25 protein-coding genes are annotated in these 18368 nt (G+C 54.8%); 10 read left to right on the top strand and 15 right to left on the bottom strand.

The features are described 5' to 3' along the window. Positions 1–35 precede the first annotated feature (35 nt). The 4 genes from PFER_RS10235 to PFER_RS10220 form a co-directional block, all read right to left on the bottom strand. Positions 36–1259 carry a 2-oxoacid:acceptor oxidoreductase subunit alpha gene (locus PFER_RS10235; RefSeq protein ID WP_048151871.1) on the bottom strand — a complete coding sequence of 408 codons (1224 nt, stop codon included), beginning with the start codon at positions 1257–1259 and terminating at the stop codon, positions 36–38. Between the two features lie 4 nt (positions 1260–1263). After that, positions 1264–1536: a 2-oxoglutarate ferredoxin oxidoreductase subunit delta gene (locus PFER_RS10230; protein ID WP_048151870.1), complete on the bottom strand. Its 273-nt coding sequence runs from the start codon at positions 1534–1536 to the stop codon at positions 1264–1266. A 245-nt stretch (positions 1537–1781) separates the two neighbouring features. Beyond that, positions 1782–2756 (bottom strand): archaeosine biosynthesis radical SAM protein RaSEA, encoded by a 975-nt coding sequence (locus tag PFER_RS10225; protein ID WP_048151867.1) that lies wholly within the window; start codon positions 2754–2756, stop codon positions 1782–1784. Between the two features lie 46 nt (positions 2757–2802). Beyond that, on the bottom strand, positions 2803–3840 hold the full coding sequence (locus PFER_RS10220) for a hypothetical protein (RefSeq protein ID WP_048151866.1): 1038 nt from the start codon (positions 3838–3840) through the stop codon (positions 2803–2805). A 300-nt stretch (positions 3841–4140) separates the two neighbouring features. Between PFER_RS10220 and surE the strand changes: the two genes are divergently transcribed. The 3 genes from surE to PFER_RS10205 are packed head-to-tail and all read left to right on the top strand — an operon-like array spanning position 4141 to position 5875. Beyond that, positions 4141–4914, top strand: a complete 774-nt coding sequence (gene surE / locus PFER_RS10215) for a 5'/3'-nucleotidase SurE (RefSeq protein ID WP_048151863.1) — start codon at positions 4141–4143, stop codon at positions 4912–4914. A gap of 7 nt (positions 4915–4921) precedes the next feature. Further along, complete coding sequence (gene snatA / locus PFER_RS10210) at positions 4922–5545, top strand: neutral amino acid NAAT transporter SnatA (protein ID WP_048152646.1); 624 nt, start codon at positions 4922–4924, stop codon at positions 5543–5545. 45 nt (positions 5546–5590) lie between these two features. Beyond that, positions 5591–5875: a family 4A encapsulin nanocompartment shell protein gene (locus PFER_RS10205; protein ID WP_048151862.1), complete on the top strand. Its 285-nt coding sequence runs from the start codon at positions 5591–5593 to the stop codon at positions 5873–5875. Here PFER_RS10205 and PFER_RS10200 read toward each other — a convergent pair. From PFER_RS10200 to PFER_RS10170, 7 genes are all read right to left on the bottom strand, one after another. Then, positions 5865–6749 carry a triphosphoribosyl-dephospho-CoA synthase gene (locus PFER_RS10200; RefSeq protein ID WP_048151858.1) on the bottom strand — a complete coding sequence of 295 codons (885 nt, stop codon included), beginning with the start codon at positions 6747–6749 and terminating at the stop codon, positions 5865–5867. The genes PFER_RS10205 and PFER_RS10200 overlap by 11 nt on opposite strands. Next, entirely contained in the window at positions 6750–7475 is a 726-nt protein-coding gene (locus tag PFER_RS11920) for a hypothetical protein (RefSeq protein WP_052696231.1), read from the bottom strand. After that, positions 7472–7948: a PspC domain-containing protein gene (locus PFER_RS12065; protein WP_048151856.1), complete on the bottom strand. Its 477-nt coding sequence runs from the start codon at positions 7946–7948 to the stop codon at positions 7472–7474. The genes PFER_RS11920 and PFER_RS12065 overlap by 4 nt, the downstream gene beginning before the upstream one ends. Further along, on the bottom strand, positions 7945–8139 hold the full coding sequence (locus PFER_RS10185) for a PspC domain-containing protein (RefSeq protein ID WP_048151853.1): 195 nt from the start codon (positions 8137–8139) through the stop codon (positions 7945–7947). Before PFER_RS10185 ends, PFER_RS12065 begins: the two co-directional genes overlap by 4 nt. 18 nt (positions 8140–8157) lie before the next feature. Then, a complete protein-coding gene (locus PFER_RS10180; RefSeq protein WP_157255209.1) occupies positions 8158–8955 on the bottom strand; it encodes a hypothetical protein in 798 nt (265 codons plus the stop codon). A 124-nt stretch (positions 8956–9079) separates the two neighbouring features. Continuing rightward, positions 9080–9580 (bottom strand): deglycase PfpI, encoded by a 501-nt coding sequence (gene pfpI / locus PFER_RS10175; protein ID WP_048151849.1) that lies wholly within the window; start codon positions 9578–9580, stop codon positions 9080–9082. A gap of 70 nt (positions 9581–9650) precedes the next feature. Then, a complete protein-coding gene (locus PFER_RS10170; protein ID WP_048151845.1) occupies positions 9651–10109 on the bottom strand; it encodes an Lrp/AsnC family transcriptional regulator in 459 nt (152 codons plus the stop codon). A 101-nt stretch (positions 10110–10210) separates the two neighbouring features. On the opposite strand from PFER_RS10170, the gene PFER_RS10165 reads away from it, so the two are divergent. From PFER_RS10165 to PFER_RS10155, 3 genes are read left to right on the top strand one after another with little or no spacing between them, the layout of a single operon-like run. Beyond that, entirely contained in the window at positions 10211–11374 is a 1164-nt protein-coding gene (locus PFER_RS10165; protein WP_048151843.1) for an OBG GTPase family GTP-binding protein, read from the top strand. 46 nt (positions 11375–11420) lie between these two features. Continuing rightward, positions 11421–11663 (top strand): UPF0175 family protein, encoded by a 243-nt coding sequence (locus PFER_RS10160; protein ID WP_048151840.1) that lies wholly within the window; start codon positions 11421–11423, stop codon positions 11661–11663. Further along, complete coding sequence (locus PFER_RS10155) at positions 11660–12112, top strand: DUF3368 domain-containing protein (protein WP_048151838.1); 453 nt, start codon at positions 11660–11662, stop codon at positions 12110–12112. Before PFER_RS10160 ends, PFER_RS10155 begins: the two co-directional genes overlap by 4 nt. A 243-nt stretch (positions 12113–12355) precedes the next feature. Here the strand turns inward: PFER_RS10155 and PFER_RS10150 are convergent, their stop codons facing one another. From PFER_RS10150 to PFER_RS10140, 4 genes are read right to left on the bottom strand one after another with little or no spacing between them, the layout of a single operon-like run. After that, a complete protein-coding gene (locus PFER_RS10150) occupies positions 12356–12562 on the bottom strand; it encodes a type II toxin-antitoxin system VapC family toxin (protein ID WP_048151835.1) in 207 nt (68 codons plus the stop codon). Next, a complete protein-coding gene (locus PFER_RS10145; RefSeq protein ID WP_048151832.1) occupies positions 12562–12825 on the bottom strand; it encodes a PIN domain-containing protein in 264 nt (87 codons plus the stop codon). The genes PFER_RS10150 and PFER_RS10145 overlap by 1 nt, the downstream gene beginning before the upstream one ends. 23 nt (positions 12826–12848) lie before the next feature. Further along, positions 12849–12977, bottom strand: coding sequence for a hypothetical protein (locus PFER_RS12555; RefSeq protein ID WP_281175724.1), 129 nt, complete (start codon positions 12975–12977; stop codon positions 12849–12851). Between the two features lie 46 nt (positions 12978–13023). Further along, a complete protein-coding gene (locus PFER_RS10140; protein WP_048151829.1) occupies positions 13024–13506 on the bottom strand; it encodes a hypothetical protein in 483 nt (160 codons plus the stop codon). A gap of 209 nt (positions 13507–13715) precedes the next feature. On the opposite strand from PFER_RS10140, the gene PFER_RS10135 reads away from it, so the two are divergent. The 4 genes from PFER_RS10135 to PFER_RS10120 all read left to right on the top strand — a co-directional run bounded on the left by PFER_RS10135 (position 13716) and on the right by PFER_RS10120 (position 18316). Further along, a complete protein-coding gene (locus tag PFER_RS10135; protein ID WP_048151827.1) occupies positions 13716–13895 on the top strand; it encodes a hypothetical protein in 180 nt (59 codons plus the stop codon). Next, positions 13892–15508: a sodium/proline symporter gene (locus PFER_RS10130; RefSeq protein WP_048151824.1), complete on the top strand. Its 1617-nt coding sequence runs from the start codon at positions 13892–13894 to the stop codon at positions 15506–15508. The genes PFER_RS10135 and PFER_RS10130 overlap by 4 nt, the downstream gene beginning before the upstream one ends. A 167-nt stretch (positions 15509–15675) precedes the next feature. Continuing rightward, positions 15676–17154 carry an FAD-dependent oxidoreductase gene (locus PFER_RS10125; protein ID WP_048151822.1) on the top strand — a complete coding sequence of 493 codons (1479 nt, stop codon included), beginning with the start codon at positions 15676–15678 and terminating at the stop codon, positions 17152–17154. Between the two features lies 1 nt (position 17155). Next, entirely contained in the window at positions 17156–18316 is a 1161-nt protein-coding gene (locus tag PFER_RS10120; RefSeq protein WP_048151820.1) for an NAD(P)/FAD-dependent oxidoreductase, read from the top strand. Positions 18317–18368 lie beyond the last annotated feature (52 nt).

Below are 18368 nucleotides of genomic sequence, written 5' to 3'. Positions count from 1 at the left end.
TCTCACACCTATTCTCCTCGGGCAGTGATGACTATCTAATCCGCCGAACTGTGACGAGAACGCTCGGCTGAGCCCACATTCACTATTTCCCTGAATATCTCCTCCACCGTCAGCGGGACACCGCCTATTCTGTTCACTCCCTTCAGCAGGACGTCGTCGTTAACGTAGCGATCCACCTCGATGATGAGCTGCCCGAGGTTCATCTCCGGGACTAGGATTGCCCTAACGCGCTTTCCGAGCTCTTTCATACGCTTCCCTGGGAATGGATGAACCGTTTTGGGAACGAAGAGCCCGACCTTTATTCCCTCCTTCCTCGCATTGAGCACCGCCCCGAGAGCCGGGCGCGCGGTAACGCCCCAGCTCACAACGAGTATCTCCGCATCGTCCGTGTAATACTCCTCCCACTTCTGTATCTCAGCCTCGTGCTTCTCAATCTTCTTGTGGAGCCTTCTCACGAGCCTGTCGTGGACTTCGGGCGTGTATACATCGCGGAGGCCGTTCTCCTTGTGGGTTGATCCGGTGACGTGCGTGAAGTAGCCGTGGCCAAAGAGGGGCATTGGGGGAACGAGGGAACCGTCAACGTCGCCGAATGGAAGCTTCGCCTCCTCCTCATTTCTCGGAAGCCTACGGTAGATGAGCTCGACCTCCTCCGGATCGGGAATCCTTATCTGCTCCCTCGTGTGCCCTATCACTCCGTCCGCCAGGAGAACCACTGGAATTCTGAACTTCTCGGAGAGGTTGAAGGCCCTGACCGTCTCCCAGAATGAGTCCTCAACGCTCGTTGGGGATATTGCTATTATTGGGTGGTCTCCGTGGGTGCCCCACCTTGCCTGGAAAAAGTCCCCCTGCGCGCCTTTGGTGGCTTGACCTGTTGATGGTCCACTCCTCTGAACGTCAACGAGCACCAGAGGTGTCTCAGTCATTATCCCAAGGCCCAGATTTTCCTGCATTAGGGAGAAACCGGGGCCGGAGGTGGCGGTCATGGACTTGAGGCCCGTCCACGAGGCGCCTATTACAGCGGCGATGCTCCCAATCTCATCCTCCATCTGGATGTAGTATCCCCTCACCTTCGGGAGCTCGCGCGCCATGGTCTCAGCGATTTCGCTTGCGGGTGTTATTGGATAGCCAGCGTAGAAGCGGCAGCCCGCGAAGAGAGCGCCGTACGCTATGGCCTCGTCACCCTGCATGAAGTAGTTGCCCTTGGGGAAGAACCTCCTCAGGAGCTCAACCTGCTCGGGCTCATCGCCGCGGATGATCATGCTATCACCACTTGACGGCTATGGCGAAGTCAGGGCAGAGGAGCTCACACAGCTTGCACTTAACGCACTTCTCGGTGTGAACCGGAACAGGGTAGTGTACACCCTTTTCGCTGAGCTCTTCGCTCCACTCAAACACCTTCCTGGGACAGAGCTCGACACATATTCCACAGCCCTTGCAGAGAAACGTGTCCACGCTTATGTTGGCGACGCCCTCGGCGGAACCTGTAACGAGGTAGTCCTCCCTAACGATCACCGTCTTCTTTTCGACATCTGCCATAATCCTCACCTGCAATCTGCTAAGGTATTTTACCAATGTAAAGCATTTAAAGCTTTCGTGTCTGTACACCTGTGTGCAAGGAGAACGTGAATATTATTCTAGGGTGCGCTAATGTTGCCGAAAAATATTCACAAGCAGTACCAAAATTTCGAATAAAAGTCCGCAAGAAAAGCACCCATGAAATTAAATTCGTGGAACCTCTGAAGGGGGAAGCAAGAGGAACGAAAATAATGAACCTGCTATCTTCACCACGTCACCAGCTGCCAGTCGAGGAGAGAATTCTCGATGATGTAGCTCCAGCGCTCGTGGCACTCCGGTTTGAGGTTCGCAATATAACTCAAGTCCTGCGTCGCTGAGAACTTCTTTATGGCCTTACCGATGACTCTGTCGTAGTCGGTGAGGCAGTTGTGCGGTCCGCGCTTCGAGCCAGCCCCTACAGGGTCGCTAAGGATTCTCTTGTTGGGAAACCTCTTCTTTGCCCAGATGAGAACCTCAACCGCGCTCCAGAGCCACGGCGGGCGGTACTCCTTCTTCTCCCACAACCTCTCGTAGAGCGTCCCCTTCTGGATGTCGGTTATGTTGATGGAGAAGGTGTCAGTGTAAGGCTCTGCCTTGATTATGCTCGCCTTGGCGTCCTCAATGCCATCGCGCTCCGATAGGAAGATCGGCTTGAGGAGGAGGTAGGTCTTAACTTTAGCGCCCGCTTTGTGGGTTATCTCTGCGGCCTTCACGAAGTCGGCAAAGGTGTTTCCTTTGTTGATGGAGACGTCGGCTATGTCATCATTCGCCGTCTCAAGGCCTATGGCGACTTCAAAGTGCTTGTCAGGGACTATCTCCGCAAGCTCCTTAACAGCCTCGTACCTCACCAGCTCGCTCCTGCTCTCGATGACGATCTCCTCAACCTCGTCAAGCTCCGCGAGGAGTTGGAAGATTTTCTTCCTCGTTTCAGGCTTGAGCTCGCCGTTGTCAAGGAATGAGCCCGAGGTGAACATCCTCACGGCGAAGGGGCCTTCCTTTCCTTCAATCTTCCTGAGCGCCTCCCTCACGTAGTCGACTATTGCCTCCTGGCTCCACCTGACCTTTGGTGCCGCGGTTGGATAGGAGCACATGTAGCAGGCCTTCCCAATCCTAAAGCGGTAGCAGCCTATCGTGGGCAGGATTATGAAGAGTGCCGTCCCCGGTTTTCCGGCCACGTTGTCCTCGCTCGTCCAGTAGCTCATCTTCTCACCTGGGGGTAGGTCGGGGAGCCCCTTTTTAAGGGTTTGGTCAGTAGATGTCCCTCTCGACCACCAGATATGCTCCCTCGAAGCCAACGCCCCTACCGAGCGCCTTTATTCTTCCCTCCGCACGCTTCAGGGCTTCCCGGAGAACGTTCATAAGCTCCGAATCGGTAACGTCCCTTGAGGTCCTGTCAACCCCTATGGTCACTCTGTAGCCTGATGCACCCTTCGTGAGCTTCACCCAGTTTAGGGAAACGCCCCTGATACCCGAGAGCTCGCTCATGACCTCGCGCTCGATGCTCCCGACGCTTACACGCTCCCCTCCCTCCTTCGTCAGCTCCACAAGCTCCCGGGAAATTCCCGCCTCTTTCAATAGCCTCTCAACCTCGGCCTCAAGCTTTGCCCTGTCAACCTTTGGAATGACCTTACCCTGCCGCTGAAGGGGTATCTCGATTATCCTGCCACCCCTGAAGTTCACGAAGCTCCTTGTGAACCTCACAATCGGGAGATCAGAAACACGCTCGAAGCTGGCCTCCTTGATGTAAACCCTTACTTCAAACCCAACCTCCCTCTCAACGCTCGATGCCATCTCACGCGCCAGAGCCTCCACCGGAACGTCCCCCGTAGTGTAGCCCCCCATGGAGACGCGAAGAAGGAGGATGTTGGTTCCCGTGAATCCCTGACGTACCCTGCCGCTTGCACTTATGGAGCTCACCGCAAGGTTGGAATGGGCCAGCCTTTTGATGAAGTCGAGAATTGCGTTCTCAACCTTGAGCGACAGCTCCGGGGGGAGGTCGAGGCTCATGGAGAACTCAACCACCCTTGGACTGCGGGATTTTTCAACCTTTTCCGGAAGCTTCAACTCGCCGTTTAGAGCATCAAGGAGCTCCCATTTGTCAATGCGGTATATGGAAACGTCCTTAAGCACAGTGGGAACTTCGTCGAGGACGTGGACGAGTCTGCCGGAGGAGAGCACCATGATTGGCCTCCCTTCGCACGCCACAAGTACCAGCCCGCTTTCCCTCTGGAGGTGATCCTGAAGGGCCGATTTGCTTATAACAGAAATTGATTTCACTTCCTCCATGGGTATCACCCCGGGTGTCTATAAATTCTATGTATTTTGTGGTATAAAATCTTTTTCCTGTGAAAATATTTCAAGATTTTGAAAATGCCATCACAGGATTTGGGTGGGGGAAAACAAAACCCGCGAGGGGGTCATGGCGGAACCTATTTATATCCCACCAGCAAAGTGAAAAAATGTGAGGAAGGGGGATTCCGTGAGAATGCATGGCTCGCGGGGCAAAATTCTCCCGCATGGGAAATCAGGGGTAGCTTTACGGATCGAAAAATCTTAGGGAGAATCGAGAGAGAATGAGGGACCAACATGAGGATACTCATCACAAACGATGACGGCATATACTCCAGGGGACTTAGAGCGGCCGTTGAAGCCCTGCGTGACCTGGGAGATGTCTACGTTGCGGCACCCCTCTTCCAGAGGAGCGCTAGCGGTCGGGCCATGACACTCCACAGGCCGCTTAGGGCCAAGCTCATAGAGGTGCCCGGTGCGAGGGTGGCCTACGGTATTGACGGAACACCAACCGACTGCGTGATTTTTGCAATGGCCCGTTTCAGTGAGTTCGACCTCGCCGTAAGCGGCATAAACCTCGGTGAGAATCTGAGCACGGAGATAACCGTTTCGGGGACGGCCTCCGCCGCTATAGAGGCCGCCACCCATGGTATACCCAGCATAGCCATTAGCCTCGAGGTCGAGTGGAAGAAGGTTCTGGGGGAGGGGGAGGACATTGACTTCTCCACGGCGTCATTTTTCCTCAGGAAGATAGCGGAGGCCGTGCTCGAGGAGGGGCTCCCCGAGGGCGTTGATATGCTCAACGTCAACATTCCGAGCGATGCAACACCCGAAACGCCCATGGAACTCACAAGACTCGCGAGAAAACGATACTGTCCCACCATCGAGGAGCGCGTAGACCCCAGGGGACACTCCTACTACTGGATAGTGGGGAGAAAGAGGAGGGAGTTCGAGCCCGGTACCGATGCCTACGCCCTGAAGGTGGAGAGGAAGGTGAGCGTAACACCTATAAACATAGACATGACCGCCGGAGTTGATCTAAGAAAGCTGGAGTACCTCAGGAGGGTCTGACGTGGAGCTGTGGGTATTCAAGGAGTTCGCGTTCTTCTTCGCTGGACTGTTCGCCATCACGAACCCCGTGGGTGCGGTTCCGGTTTTTCTGGGGGTTACCCACGGGCTCTCGAAGGATTGCAAGAGGCGCGTTGCCAAGAGGGTGTTCATCACGGTGCTGGTTACCTTGGTAACGTTCGCGCTCGTCGGGCAGTGGATATTCCGCTTCTTCGGCTCCACCGTGGACGCCTTCGCCATAGCGGGAGGGATACTCCTCTTCAGGATGGCGCTCGATATGCTCAGCGGACAGATTTCCAAGGTCAAGATAAGCGAGGACGAAGAGGAGGAGATAACGGCCGCGGACATGGCCATAATCCCCCTAGGAATCCCCCTGATATCTGGACCGGGGGCAATAACAACGGTGATGGTTTACATGGCACAGGCGTCCAATCCCCTGGAGAACGGGATAATCCTTGGAGTGATAACCCTCATAAGCGCCGCTGTTTACCTCACACTCCTCTCTGCGGAGGGCATTGAAAAGAGGCTCGGAAAGGTCGGGATAAAAGTCCTCACGAGGATGATGGGACTCATCCTTGCATCCATGGCGGTGCAGATGGTTATAAACGGCATTAAGGGAGCCTTCGGCCTCTGAGCCAAGGTTTTTAACTCCGGACGTCGAAGATACCACGGTGATAACATGCGCGGGGAACTCATAAGGGTTTTGAGTGCGGTCGAGGAGAAGGCCAACGAGCTCAAGATGGACGGCTACACCCCCGACCTGGTGCTCTTTGGAAAGGATGCCTACGAATTCCTCCTCGAGCAGGTCAGGGAGGAGTTCGGCGGAGAAGAAGCCGTAACAGAGATCTCCGGCTACCCCGTGAAACTCCTCGAGGAGCTTGGGGGAGATGCGCTTATCATAGACAGCAAGAACATAGGTCTCGGACTCGGAGGGGCTAAGAGGGTGAAAATAGTCAAAGAGTGAAGCCGTCGAGTACCAGGAGGCTCAGCGCGATAGCCGTTACGTCCGCGAGGCTCCCTGGGTTTCTGAGGTCTCCTTTTTCTCTGAGGAAATTATCGAGTTCCTCAACGCTCATAGAGCCCTTCAGGACTTCCCTGGCCTTCTGCATTACCAGCAGTGCCTCTTCCTCCCCCGCTTTTCGGGCAATTAAGGTGTCCTTGCGGGACGCCAGCAGCTCCACGAATGCCCTCAACGTCCCCTCCTCAAGCCCGAGCTCGTTTACAAGCTCCTTGAGGCGGAGAAAGGTCTGGTAAGAGAGTTCGTAACCGTTGAGCCACTCGCAGAATATTAGCTCCCTCTCGCAGCTCATCTCCGCCAGGGCCCACAGGTTTACCCTGTCCCTGAAGAGCTCATCGAAGGCGCTCTCGCTGTAAACGTCGTACTTAACCCCGCTCGGTATGCCCTTGGGGTTGGCTATCCGTATAGCTCTGTAGAGCTCCATTGTGTCCCTCACTGTTGAGGCGGAGATGAGGCGCTTGACAATTTCCCGGGCATCGAAGAGGCCCTTCGATACGCTCAGAGCCATTATCAGCGGCACCTCGAGCACCACAACGCCGAAGTTCGGGTTCGCCCCCTGTGCCCTCCGTGACTCCGCAACGGCCCTCTTTATGAGCTCACCTATCCCAGCCTCGCTCAGGTCGTAGGTTCCCCTCGCCACTAGCCTGGCCACTTCGGTTGCCTCGTAGAGGACGTTGAGGAGGGCGGTGTTCCCGAATAGGAAGTGGTAGATGGTGAGGTCTTCGAAATCATGGTAGCGGTTCACGTTGCCAGGTTTTGGTATCGTGGCCTCGAGCAGGGGCCCCAGTGTAAACGCCTTAATCACCTTCCAGCGCTCCATTTACTTCACCCTCACTTCTCCCACAACGCTCCAAACGGATACCTTTAAGACCTTCTCGCCGCTTGAGCTACCTTCAACGGGCACGTTGGCCTCCACGCGGTAGTCGGAGGGAACGTCTATGGTGACGTCACCGACGCCGTTGGAGAGTTCAAGCCGCTCGAGCTCCACGACCTCAACGTTCACATCCCCCGTGAACTCGCTGATGGACAGGTCTCTACCCTTCACCTCAAGGTTCATGCTCCCCACAATGTTTTTGAGGGAGATATCCTCCACCCCGGCGTCCCTGCCAACCTCAATGACGACACTGGCCCGTTTCCCGGCATGAATCGTAAGGATGCCTCCCTCGCGGTTTACACTTATCCTCTCGTCGCTTTTGACGGTCACATCGTCACCGGGCACCATCCTCATCTGCACGTCCCCAAAGACGTCTTCCACCTCTATCGCCCTCACTCCCGACGCGTTGAAGGTGTAGGCCCTGAACTCGCCCGGGAGTGCGATGTACAGGACGAGGTAAACCACGAAGACGACCCCTATTGCGTTCCTCACGCCCCTCTTCTTCGAGAGCAGGAAGAGCCCGAGGAGGACAAGCACGACCCCCGGGAACGCGGCCTTGATGTAGTGGGCGTAGGGTGTTATAACCTCAAAAAACCCGGGATAGAAGGTCTTCAGGATTATGTATCCACCCAGGAGGAGGAAAAAGAGGCCTATAACCTTTCTCATGCTCATCCCCTCACCAGCAGGTAGAGGCCGAAGAGCACGAAGACGGCCGCGACCACAAGCTTGAAGCTGAACCACGCTGGAAGCAGGAGGTTCATGTTCCCGACCATGATGGCGAGCCCTATGATGATTATGATTGCCGCCAGCACCCTCCTGTCGTCCTCCCGGATAACCTCCTTCTGGGCCCTCTCTATCTCGTCGGGTGCCCTCTTTCCAACGTTGCTCAATGTCTCATCCGCCTCTTTGAGCAGTTTGTCCACCTTCTCGGGGAGCTTCTCGAGGGTAACCTCTTCCTCGGGACTCTCGGGCATCACTATGGCGAGGATGAAGTAGAGGAGTATTGCCGTTCCCGGCATCGCCAGGAGGAGCAGCACGAAGAGCACGCGAACGAGGGTCGGGTCCGTCCCTAGGTACTCCGCTATGCCCCCCAGAACTCCAAAGAGCATCTTATTCTCCCTGCTCCGGTAAAGACGCTTGCTCATACCACTCCCTCCTCCGGAATCACAAGGGCGAGCAACAGGTAGAGCAGTATCGCGGTTCCAAGGCTCGCGAGGAGGAATATCACGTAAACAACCCTGAGGAGCGTCGGGTCAACGTCGAAGTATTCACCCATCCCGCCGAGCACCCCGAGGAAGACCCGGTTCTTTTTGCTCCTGTAAAGCCTCTTCTCCATTTTCCCACCACCTCTATATCAGCCCTCGGGGGTTATAAGGAATGCCCCCTTCTCAATCACGACGTTTCCAACGATGTTGTCTATCTCAACGGGCAGCTCGTAGGAACCCTCATAAACCCCCTCTCCAATCCGAAGCTTGCTCGTGAAGGAGCCATCCGCCTTAAGCGCCAAACTGGCGTTTTCGGGGAGGATGACTTTCACGTTGCCCACGACGTCGCTGACTGTGAGCCCCTCCAGGGCCCCAACCTCAACGTTCCCGATGACCTTCGACACAACGCCCTTCCCGCAGGAGCCCCTAACGTTGCCCGTTACGTCGTTAACGACCATCGTCGAGGTGTTCCGCACGATGACGTTGCCAACGACGCCCTTAACAGTGAGCGACCCGAGTTCAACGTTGAGCACGAGGTTTCCCACGAGGTGATCGGCACGAAGGGACTCCATGTGCGGCGCCTTTATCCCGACATAGCCCTTCTCGTAGTCAGAACATACGTTGTGCCCGTATTTTGAGGGACAGTAGAGCGTTAGGGTGGAGTTTAAACGGTACTCAAGGGGAAGGTTCGTCTCCACCACAAGGGAGCTTCCGTTTGAGCCGAGAACCACGACCCTGCCCACCACGTTCTCCAGGCGCACTCCGGTTACGTTGAACTCACCGAGGGTGTGTGGGGTGCCCACCTTCTTCGAGGGGGTGAAGTGAAATCCCTCACCGTTCTCAAGCCCGTGCATCACCAAGGCGGCGGCTATTACGGCGAGGGCAACGAACAGTATGAGGACAATGAGAACCACCCCGAGCAGACCGCCGCGTCTCACTTCCACCACCTGAAGTTAAAACGCCCTCAAGGGATATAAGTATTACGCTGTCAGCAGATTAAAAATCTGGAAATGCATGAATTTTCACTAATCCAAAAGGATCAAAAACGGGAGCAAAATAGAAGTGAGAAATTCAGCGAAGGAGCTTTACGAACTCCCTCATCCAAGCGTATAAATCCCCGGGGTGCCTCGAACTCACCCAGTTGCCGTCAACAACGACCTCCGCATCGATCCACTCAGCACCGGCGTTCTTAACGTCGTCCCGTATGGTTATCGTGCTCGTACCCTTCCTGCCTTTCAGCACGCCGGCCGAAATGAGGACCTGCGGGCCGTGGCAGATGCTTGCGACGGGCTTTCCTTCCTCGAACATCCTCTTAACGGTCGAGACAGCCTTCTCGTTAAGCCTCACTATCTCCGGGGCCCTGCCACCAGGAAGAACGAGTGCATCGAACTCATCCGGATCAATCTCGTCGAAGGAAAGGTCAACGTTGACGGAGTAGCCGTGCTTGCCCGTAATCTTGCCCCTCTGGAAGCTGGCAACGTAGACCTCGTGGCCCTCCTCCTTGATTCTGTGGAGCGGGTAGATAAGCTCCAAGTCCTCAAAGCCATCCGCACTCAGAAACAACACCTTCATACAAAACACCCCCGTAGCGTTCAGAGATAAATAGAAAGAGACACTTATAACCCTTTCTGGACATATCTGGTCAGAGGGGGAGTTCCGTTGTTTCTTTGTGGGCCTTGAGAACCACCATCGTGTGGGTGGCCTCAACCCCTGGAATCTCGCCTATTCTGTCAAGGAAAGTGTTGAGCTCATCGCTGCTTCTAGTCCTTATCTTCACCACCATATCGTAGTTGCCGGTCGTTTCATAGACCTCGACGATTTCAGGGTACTTAACGAGGTCCGCGGCCACCTGAGGGTACATCCCCGCCCTGGATTTTATGAGAATGAAGGCTAGCATAGTGAAGCCCAGGGAGTCCGGGTTCAGGATGACCGTGAATCGCTCTATCACGCCGTTTTCCTTGAGCTTCTTTATCCTCTCGTATATCGTTGATTCGGCGAGGCCAACTTCTTTGGAGATTTCCCGCAGGGGAGTCCTGCTGTTCTTCTGGAGTATCGCGAGTATCTTCCTGTCAGTCTCATCGAGGACCGCTCTCACCGTCATCACCGTCTAAAATTTTTCGACAGGTTATATAAAGTTGCCGCAACTTGATTACCATAGCTTTAAAAATACGCTCCGGTTAATCCGATTAGCGAGGTGAGAGCATGCCCACCAACGTCACCATAGAGTACCTGAAGGCGGAGGAAGAGTATAAAGAAGCCAAGACAATACCCCAGAAAATCAGGGCCCTCGAGAAAATGTACGCCACGGTTCCAAAGCACAAGGGAACTGAGAAGCTGAGACTCCAGATAAAGAGGAAGCTATCTGAACTCCGAAAGGAGCTCGAGAAGCAGCAGAGCCAGCGCAAGGGTGGAGGCTACTCCTTCAGCGTCAGAAAGGAAGGGGCGGCTCAGATAGTGCTGGTGGGCCTGCCGAACGTCGGGAAGTCCTCCATACTTGGGAGGATAACCAACGCGGAAGTCGAGAGCGCCGATTATCCGTTCACCACCGTGGAGCCAATCCCGGGCATGATGCACCACAAGGACGTGCAGATACAGCTGGTTGAGGTTCCGGGGCTGGTTGAGGGTGCCTCCCTTGGGAAGGGCATGGGGACGCAGCTTTTGAGCGTCATAAGGAACGCCGACGCAATAGCCATAGTGGTTGACCTCTCCCAGGACCCGGTTAAGCAGATGGAGATTCTCCTTCGAGAGTTCGAGAGGGCCGGAATAAAGCTCAACAAGAGGAGACCAAGGGTGGAGATAAAGCGGACCGCCAGCGGTGGAATCATCATCAACGGCCAGGAGAACATCAAGGGCGAGGTAAGCGAGGTCATGAGAATGCTCCGCGAGGAGAAAATCCACAGCGCGGAGATAACGGTTAAGGAAGAGGTAACCCTCGAGGAGTTCGCCGATGCACTCGACGAGAGCCTCGTGTGGAAAAGGGCAATCATCATAGCGAACAAGGGCGACGCCCCAGGGAGCAGGGAGAACTACAAGAAGCTGGTTAAAGCCTACGGCGACCGCTTCAAGATAGTCCCCGTCTCAGCGGGCAAGGGCATAAAGCTCGAGGAGCTGAAGGAGGAACTCTTCAAGCTGGCGGACGTGATAAGGGTCTTCACCAAGAGCCCCGGGGAGGATCCCGCCTATCCGCCGATACCCATGAGGAGGGGCGCCACCGTCATAGAGGTAGCAAAGAAGGTGCACAAGGACTTCGCGGAGAACTTCAAGTACGCGAGGGTGTGGGGCAAGAGCGTCAAGTTCCCCGGACAGAGGGTCGGGGCCGACCACGTGCTCGAGGACGGGGACATAGTGGAGATTCACGCGAGGTAGAGTAAAGTTTTTGACGACTTTTTACGAATTCCAAAGTGGTGGTTTTATGGAGGGCGCCGTTCCACTGGACTTCAGGGAGCTCCTCGGGCCAAGGCCCTCTGAGGAACTTCGCCTGCTCGCGGCTATCGAGCTATACAGGGAGGGCAAGCTCAGTCTGGGAAAAGCCGCTGAGTTCGCCGGCATAAGCGTTAGAGAGTTCCTCTATGAGCTCAGAAAGAGGAATATCCCGTTGAACTACGATGTTGAGGAGGCCCAGCGGGATATAGAAGTGGTAGAGGGTCTTCTATGAAGGTTGTCTCCAACACCAGCCCGCTGATCGGGCTCTCGAACATAGACAGGTTGGAACTTCTAAAGGACGTTTTTGGCGAGATATTCATCCCACCCGCGGTGGCAAAGGAGTTTGGAGAACCTCTTCCGGATTGGATACACCTTAAAGAACCCAAAGACAGGCCCCTGGTGAAAACCCTCATGAAACTTCTGGGCGCAGGAGAGGCAGAGGCCATAGCTCTAGCGATAGAGATGAGAGCAGATTTTCTTATTTTGGACGACCTTAAAGCAAGGAAGATATCTAGAGACATAGGAATTCGGATTATAGGAACCGGGGGCGTAATACTGCTCGCAAAGAAACGGAAGGCCATTGGGAGCGTTAAGCCTCTTTTGGAGGAACTTTCCGGGAAAGGTTTCAGGCTCTCCGACGGAGTAATAAGAACCATTCTAGAAGCTGCCGGAGAGGATTAGGGAGAGGGTTTACCCGCAGAACGGCCCTTTAAATCTTCTCTTCTTCCAGGTGTTGATTGCAAAACGCCTAAATACATCAATGCACATATTAAGGACATATAGTGGCTTGAGCTGAAAAAGGCCCTCCTCGGAGGCCACTACCTTGAGTTCAAGGCGAGGGACAAGAAGTACACACTCTACACCGATGCCGCACAGCACATCTACAACATCCTGAGGCCGTACACGAACGCCTGAAGCTTCCTTCTATCCTTCTTTGAGGACTTCGATTATGGGTATCCCTTCAAAGTCCCGGTCGAGGGTGGCTATTCTCCTGACCCCGCTGGACATCATGGCACCAACGATTTTTGCATCGTGAATCAGAAGGCCGTACTTTTCCGCTATGCTCAGGGTCAGAAAGATATCGGGGTCTTCAATAATTTCAATTCCGTACTTGCCTATGAACGAAAGCACTATCTCGGAGGATTCCCGAGGAGGGCCCTCCCCTCTTCAGTTTTCAGGAATTTCCTCAGCTCATGGATGCTCTTAATCCCGCGGGAAGAGGCCTTCTTCCTAAGTGTGACGTAGACACACTCATCCACGACCGTTTCGGAAACCAGCGGATCATCCGCCATGGAAAAGAGTTTCCTGGCCCTCTCTGTCAGTTCGGTCTCAAAGAGCAAGTTGAGCAGGATGCTACTGTCCAGAAAAGTCCCTGTACTCCTGTAGATACTCACGAAGCTCCCCCCATGATGCCTTCTCAGTCTTCACCTCTCTTGTTGGAGGCGAGCATCCTCAAGGCCTGGGCCCGTGCGAATATCTCCGCCATTTCCCCCACGAGCTTTTCGTCGATTCCCTTAGGAACCCTCACCCTCAAGATCACGTCCATTCACATCCCCATAAGGCGTTAAACTTAAGATTTGATAACGTTTTCGTCACCTGCACCACGAGCCCTTACACCTTCTCCCGTCCTTTCCGGCCATCGCGTCAAGGGAGTACTCCTTTCCGTCGAGGCTGTCCATTATGAGCTTCTCACCGTCCCTCTCGTAGAGCCAGAAGACCTTGTAGGCCCTCTCGTGCCTGACCACCTCTATCCTCGGCAGCCACCACGATACAACACGAGAGTTCCCCCATGTTATCGCGCTCTCGAAGGCCTTCTTCTCGGCTTCATCGTAATCAACGAGCGGCTCCATGATCATCCTATTCTCCACCTCCCACTCCTCCAGGGCTATGAAGTCATCCCCCCTCTCGGCCCCGAGGCGGTACAGGTCAACGTAGGCGTAGTAGTCCATAACCCTGTCGTTCATCCCGAGTCGCTTGTAGAAGAGTCTGAGGTGGAATATGTGGTAGGGGTAGAGCACAAAACCCTCCTCCGCCTCCGGCCTGAAGACCGGCCTCATTACTCTAACCTTTGCCATTTCAACACCCCCATAATCTACCGCACACCGGATTTTAAACCTTGGGTATCGGCCGAGGATTGTTGAAGTAGTTTTCATCAACCGGGAGCGTTTTTTGAATTACATCCCATACATTGTTTTGGAAGTTCCCGCGATATATTTAAATACGTAAAAGACACAAATGGACAATGTTGGGGCTTCCCCAACGCATCCAATCGGGGGTGTTCAATATGGGGCTTAGTGGTGCAGCTTGGGCGACTCTGTTGGTGCCAACGATTTTGGGATTTTTGACTATGGTTCTCTACGGCTACTGGGACAGAATAACCGGGAAGGAGTACTACGTCGATGACGAGATTCTCGCCTACGACGAAGACCTCGTTGAAGAGCTGAAGAAGGAGGGTAAGCTATGAACGCGGGAGTACTATTTGGATTTTTGATATACCTCGCCCTCCTGGCGTACATAGGTTGGTGGGCCAACCGCTACACCAAGACAGAAGACCAGTACTTCGTCGGAGGAAGAAGGGTTCACATTCTTGCCGCTTCTCTCAGCGACAAGGCGAGTGACTTTTCAGGATGGCTGATGCTCGGTTACCCAGGAAGTGCGTTCAAAGCAGGCCTTGGAGCCTTCTGGGCCGGAATAGGCTGTCTTTTTGGTACACTAGCAGATTACGTCCTCATCGGACCGAGGCTTAGAATCTACGCCGGTAAGTTTAGAGCAATAACCGTTCCCGACTACCTGGAGGCCAGGCTCAAGGATGACACCAAGCTCATCAGAATCCTCAGCGCTTTGATCATCATAATCTTCATGACCGCCTATGTAGCCGCTCAGTTCACCGCCGGAGGAAAGACCTTCGCGGAGGGCTTTGGAGTAAGCGTCAACACCGGAATCCTCATAACAGTTATCATCCTGACTGCCTACGTTATCACCGGTGGATTCTTCGCCGTCGTCTGGACGGACGTGGTGCAGGCCCTGTTCATGCTGCTGACCCTCATTATCGTTCCGTTCCTGGCCCTGGCCAAGATAGGAGGCCTTGGCAAGGCAACGGAGGTAATCGGTCAGGTTGACCCCGCTAAACTCCACCCCTTCGGCGGTGCCGCAGGGTGGGCGGCCATAATCTTCGCCATAGGCTACGCCTCGTGGATAGTCGGCTACCTCGGCCAGCCGCACATAGTCACCCGTTACATGAGCGTTGAGGACCCGAGGAAGCTCAGGAGGCCGGGTATCTTCATCAGCGGTATCTGGACGACGATAGTCCTCTGGGGAGCGTTCTTCGCGGGATTCCTTGGGTTTGCACTCTACCAGGCGGGCATGCTAAACGTCAGCGATCCTGAGAGAGTCATCCCCGCCATGGCCGTTGAGCTCATGCCGAGCTGGATAGCGGGATTCGTCATAGCGGGTATAATCTCCGCCGTCATGAGTACTGCCGATTCCCAGCTGCTCGTCGCTTCATCGGCCATAGCGAGAGACTTCTACCACAAGGTTCTCGGCAAGGAGGTCGGCAAGAAGCAGATGGTCAACATATCGAGGATAGTCGTCTTTGGTGTTGCCATCGTGGGCCTCTGGTTTGCTATAAGCGGCCCGGGGATCATCTACCAGATGGTGGCAACGGCATGGGGTGGACTCGCGGTAGGCTTTGGGCCGATACTCACGCTCAGCCTCTGGTGGAAGCGCGTCACCAAGGAGGGCGGAATCGTTGGAATGGCCTACGGTCTGGTCAGCGAGGTCATCTTTGAGGCCAAGATATACGGCTGGGCCTTCACCAAGGACGCTCCGGGCATATGGGGAACGATCGGCGGCTGGTTCCAGGACGTTCCAGTGTTCTTCATTAACTTCTTCATAACCCTGTTCATCATCATAATAGTCAGCCTCCTCACCAAGCCGCCAGAGGAAATCGTCGAGACCCACGAGAAGCTCTTCAGAAAGGTTTCCATCGAGAGCGGCAGGAAGAGTCTCACCGAGACCAGGGCCAAGAGCCAGGTCGAGAACGTCGCGGACTTCGTCCTTGCCAAAGGTATGGCCTGATTTTCTTTTTTCCTTATATTCTATCATTCCGTCGTTATCTTTTACCGCGTGTTTCGGAATTCCGCAGTATTTAACCGAAGGTTTTAAACCATTTTTGGCCAACCTAACATTTATAAACATCTATGTATAAGTAAGGACGCCGATTGTAAAACCCTGGGGTGAAACCAATGAGGGTACTTGACCTTACGGAAAAAGATCCTTCTAAGAAAGTCACTATATACCTCGATGGAAAGCCCTACGAGGCCTACGAAGGGGAAAAGTTTCCGGTGGCGATGCTCGCCAACGGCGTTTACTGGCTCACTACAAGCAACGAGAACAGGCACAGAGGTGCTTTCACCTTCGGCCCGGTTCCGGTTACCGTAAACGGTGTGAAAAACATCAACGGGAGAAAGCTCAAAGTCAAAGACGGCATGAAGATTGAGAGGCAAACCTACGCGGACTTCCAAGAGCAAGTGAGTATAGACGAGGGCAAGCCCATCCTCCGCTACGTTGTGGACGTTGCAGTCATAGGCGCCGGCCCGGCCGGTCTCGGTGTCGTTGAAGAGATTGGTGGAAAGCTCACGGTTGCCCTCATCGAGGAGAAGGGCTGGCTCGGCGGCGACATGTGGCTCAAGGGCGTTGAGCAGGAGGGCTTCGGGAACCCGAGGGAAGCGATAGAAAAGCTGACTAACTTCCCTGAGAACGTGAGAGTCTTTCTCAAAACGACCTCCCTGGGCGTGTTTGATAAGGGCGAGTACTTCCTCGTTCCGGCCGTCAGGGGCGACCAGCTCATCGAGTTCATGGCGAAGAGGGTGGTTTTAGCTACTGGAGCCGTTGACAGCATAATGCTCTTCGAGAACAACGACTGGCCAGGGGTTTTCAGGAGGAGCGATGCACTTGAGGTCATGAACGTCTGGGGCGTCGCTCCCGGAAGGAAGGTCGCCGTCACCGGTGCTTTCATCGAGGAGATTATCCCAGAGCTTCAGCGCTGGGGTGTTGAATACATCGTTGTCCCGAACGTCAAGAGGGTTGAAGGTGAAGACAGAGTCGAGCGCGTCATTGACGAGAACGGCAACGTCTACGAGGTTGACGCGCTGATAGTGGCCGATGGAAGGATTCCAGACATCAACCCGATAACCCAGGCCGGAGGGAAGCTCTACTTCAAGCGCGGCTACTACATGCCGGTTTTGGACGACGAGCACAGGATAAGGGACGGAATCTACGTCGCGGGGAGTGCGATCAGCATAAAGCCGCACTACGCGAACTACCTCGAAGGAAAGCTCGTTGGGGCGTACATCCTGAGGGAGTTCGGCTACGAGGGCGAGCCGTGCCGCTATGAGGAGAGGCTCAATGAGTACGAGCCGGTCGCGAGGCCAATACCAAGGCTCCCGCTCGATAACTTCAACGGCGAGGACGTCCAGATATGCGGCTGCGGCGTCACCCTTGGAAAGGTTGACGACGTTGTCAAGAGCGGCATAACAGACCTGCAGATAATCAAGAGGCTCACCCACTTAGCTATGGGCTTCTGCCAGGGCAGGTTCTGCCTATTCAACGGCGCCCTTCTCGTCTCCCAGCGGAGCGGGATGGGCATGGAGGGGCTTGACATACCTGTCGCGAGGCCGCCCATAAAGAACGTCAAGATGAAGGTTGTCGCCGGGAGGGATTGAAATGCCGACGAGGGAGCTTCCCGAAAGGAGTGAGATAACGATAATCGGCGGCGGAATCGTTGGAGTTACCATCGCCCACGAGCTTGCCAAGAGGGGCGAGGAAGTTACCGTCATAGAGAAGCGCTTCATTGGCTCAGGCTCCACATTCCGCTGCGGGACGGGTATAAGACAGCAGTTCAACGATGAAGCGAACGTCCAGGTCATGAAGCGCTCCGTCGAGCTCTGGAAGCGCTATAGTGAGGAGTACGGTTTCCCCTTCGAGCAGACGGGCTACCTCTTCCTGCTCTACGACGATGACGAAGTCGAGACCTTCAAGAGGAACATCGCAATCCAGAACAAGTTTGGCGTCCCGACGAGGCTCATAACGCCCGAAGAGGCCAAGGAGATTGTACCGCTCCTCGACATAAGCGAGGTCGTTGCCGCTTCCTGGAACCCGACCGACGGAAAGGCCAGCCCGTTCCACTCGACGGCGAAGTTCGCCCTCCACGCTGAAGAGTTCGGCGCAAAGCTCGTGGAATACACTGAGGTCAAGGACTTCATAATCGAGAACGGCGAGATAAAAGGCCTCAAGACGGAGAGGGGCATCATAAAGACTGGCATCGTCATCAACGCCACCAACGCCTGGGCCAAGCTCATCAATGCGATGGCTGGGATCAGGACGAAGATACCGATAGAGCCCTACAAGCACCAGGCCGTCATCACCCAGCCCATAAAGAAGGGCTCGGTCAATCCGATGGTCATATCCTTCAAGTACGGCCACGCATACCTCACCCAGACGAGCCATGGAGGTATCGTTGGTGGAGTTGGCTACGAGCTCGGCCCGACCTACGACCTCAACCCGACCTACGAGTTCATGCGCGAGGTGAGTCACTACTTCACCAAGATAATCCCCGCCCTGAGGGAGCTCCTCATACTTAGGACGTGGGCAGGGTACTATGCCAAGACACCGGACAGTAACCCGGCAATAGGCAAAATCGAGGAGCTGAGCGACTACTACATTGCTGCGGGCTTCTCCGGCCACGGCTTTATGATGGCGCCTGCAGTGGCGGAGATTATAGCCGACCTCGTGACAAAGGACAAAACCGACCTCCCTGCCTGGTGGTACGACCCCTACCGCTTCGAGGGGGGCGAGCTCAGGGGCCAGGCCCTCCAAATGGGTTGAATTTCTTCTTTTTTCCCTGTTATCTATTGAACTGACAACAGGTCTGAGTTTC

Origin of the sequence: Palaeococcus ferrophilus DSM 13482 (assembly GCF_000966265.1) — an archaeon.
GTDB classification, from domain to species: domain Archaea; phylum Methanobacteriota_B; class Thermococci; order Thermococcales; family Thermococcaceae; genus Palaeococcus; species Palaeococcus ferrophilus.
Note: the sequence above shows the minus strand (reverse complement) of the source record. Positions and strands in the feature narration are given on the sequence as shown.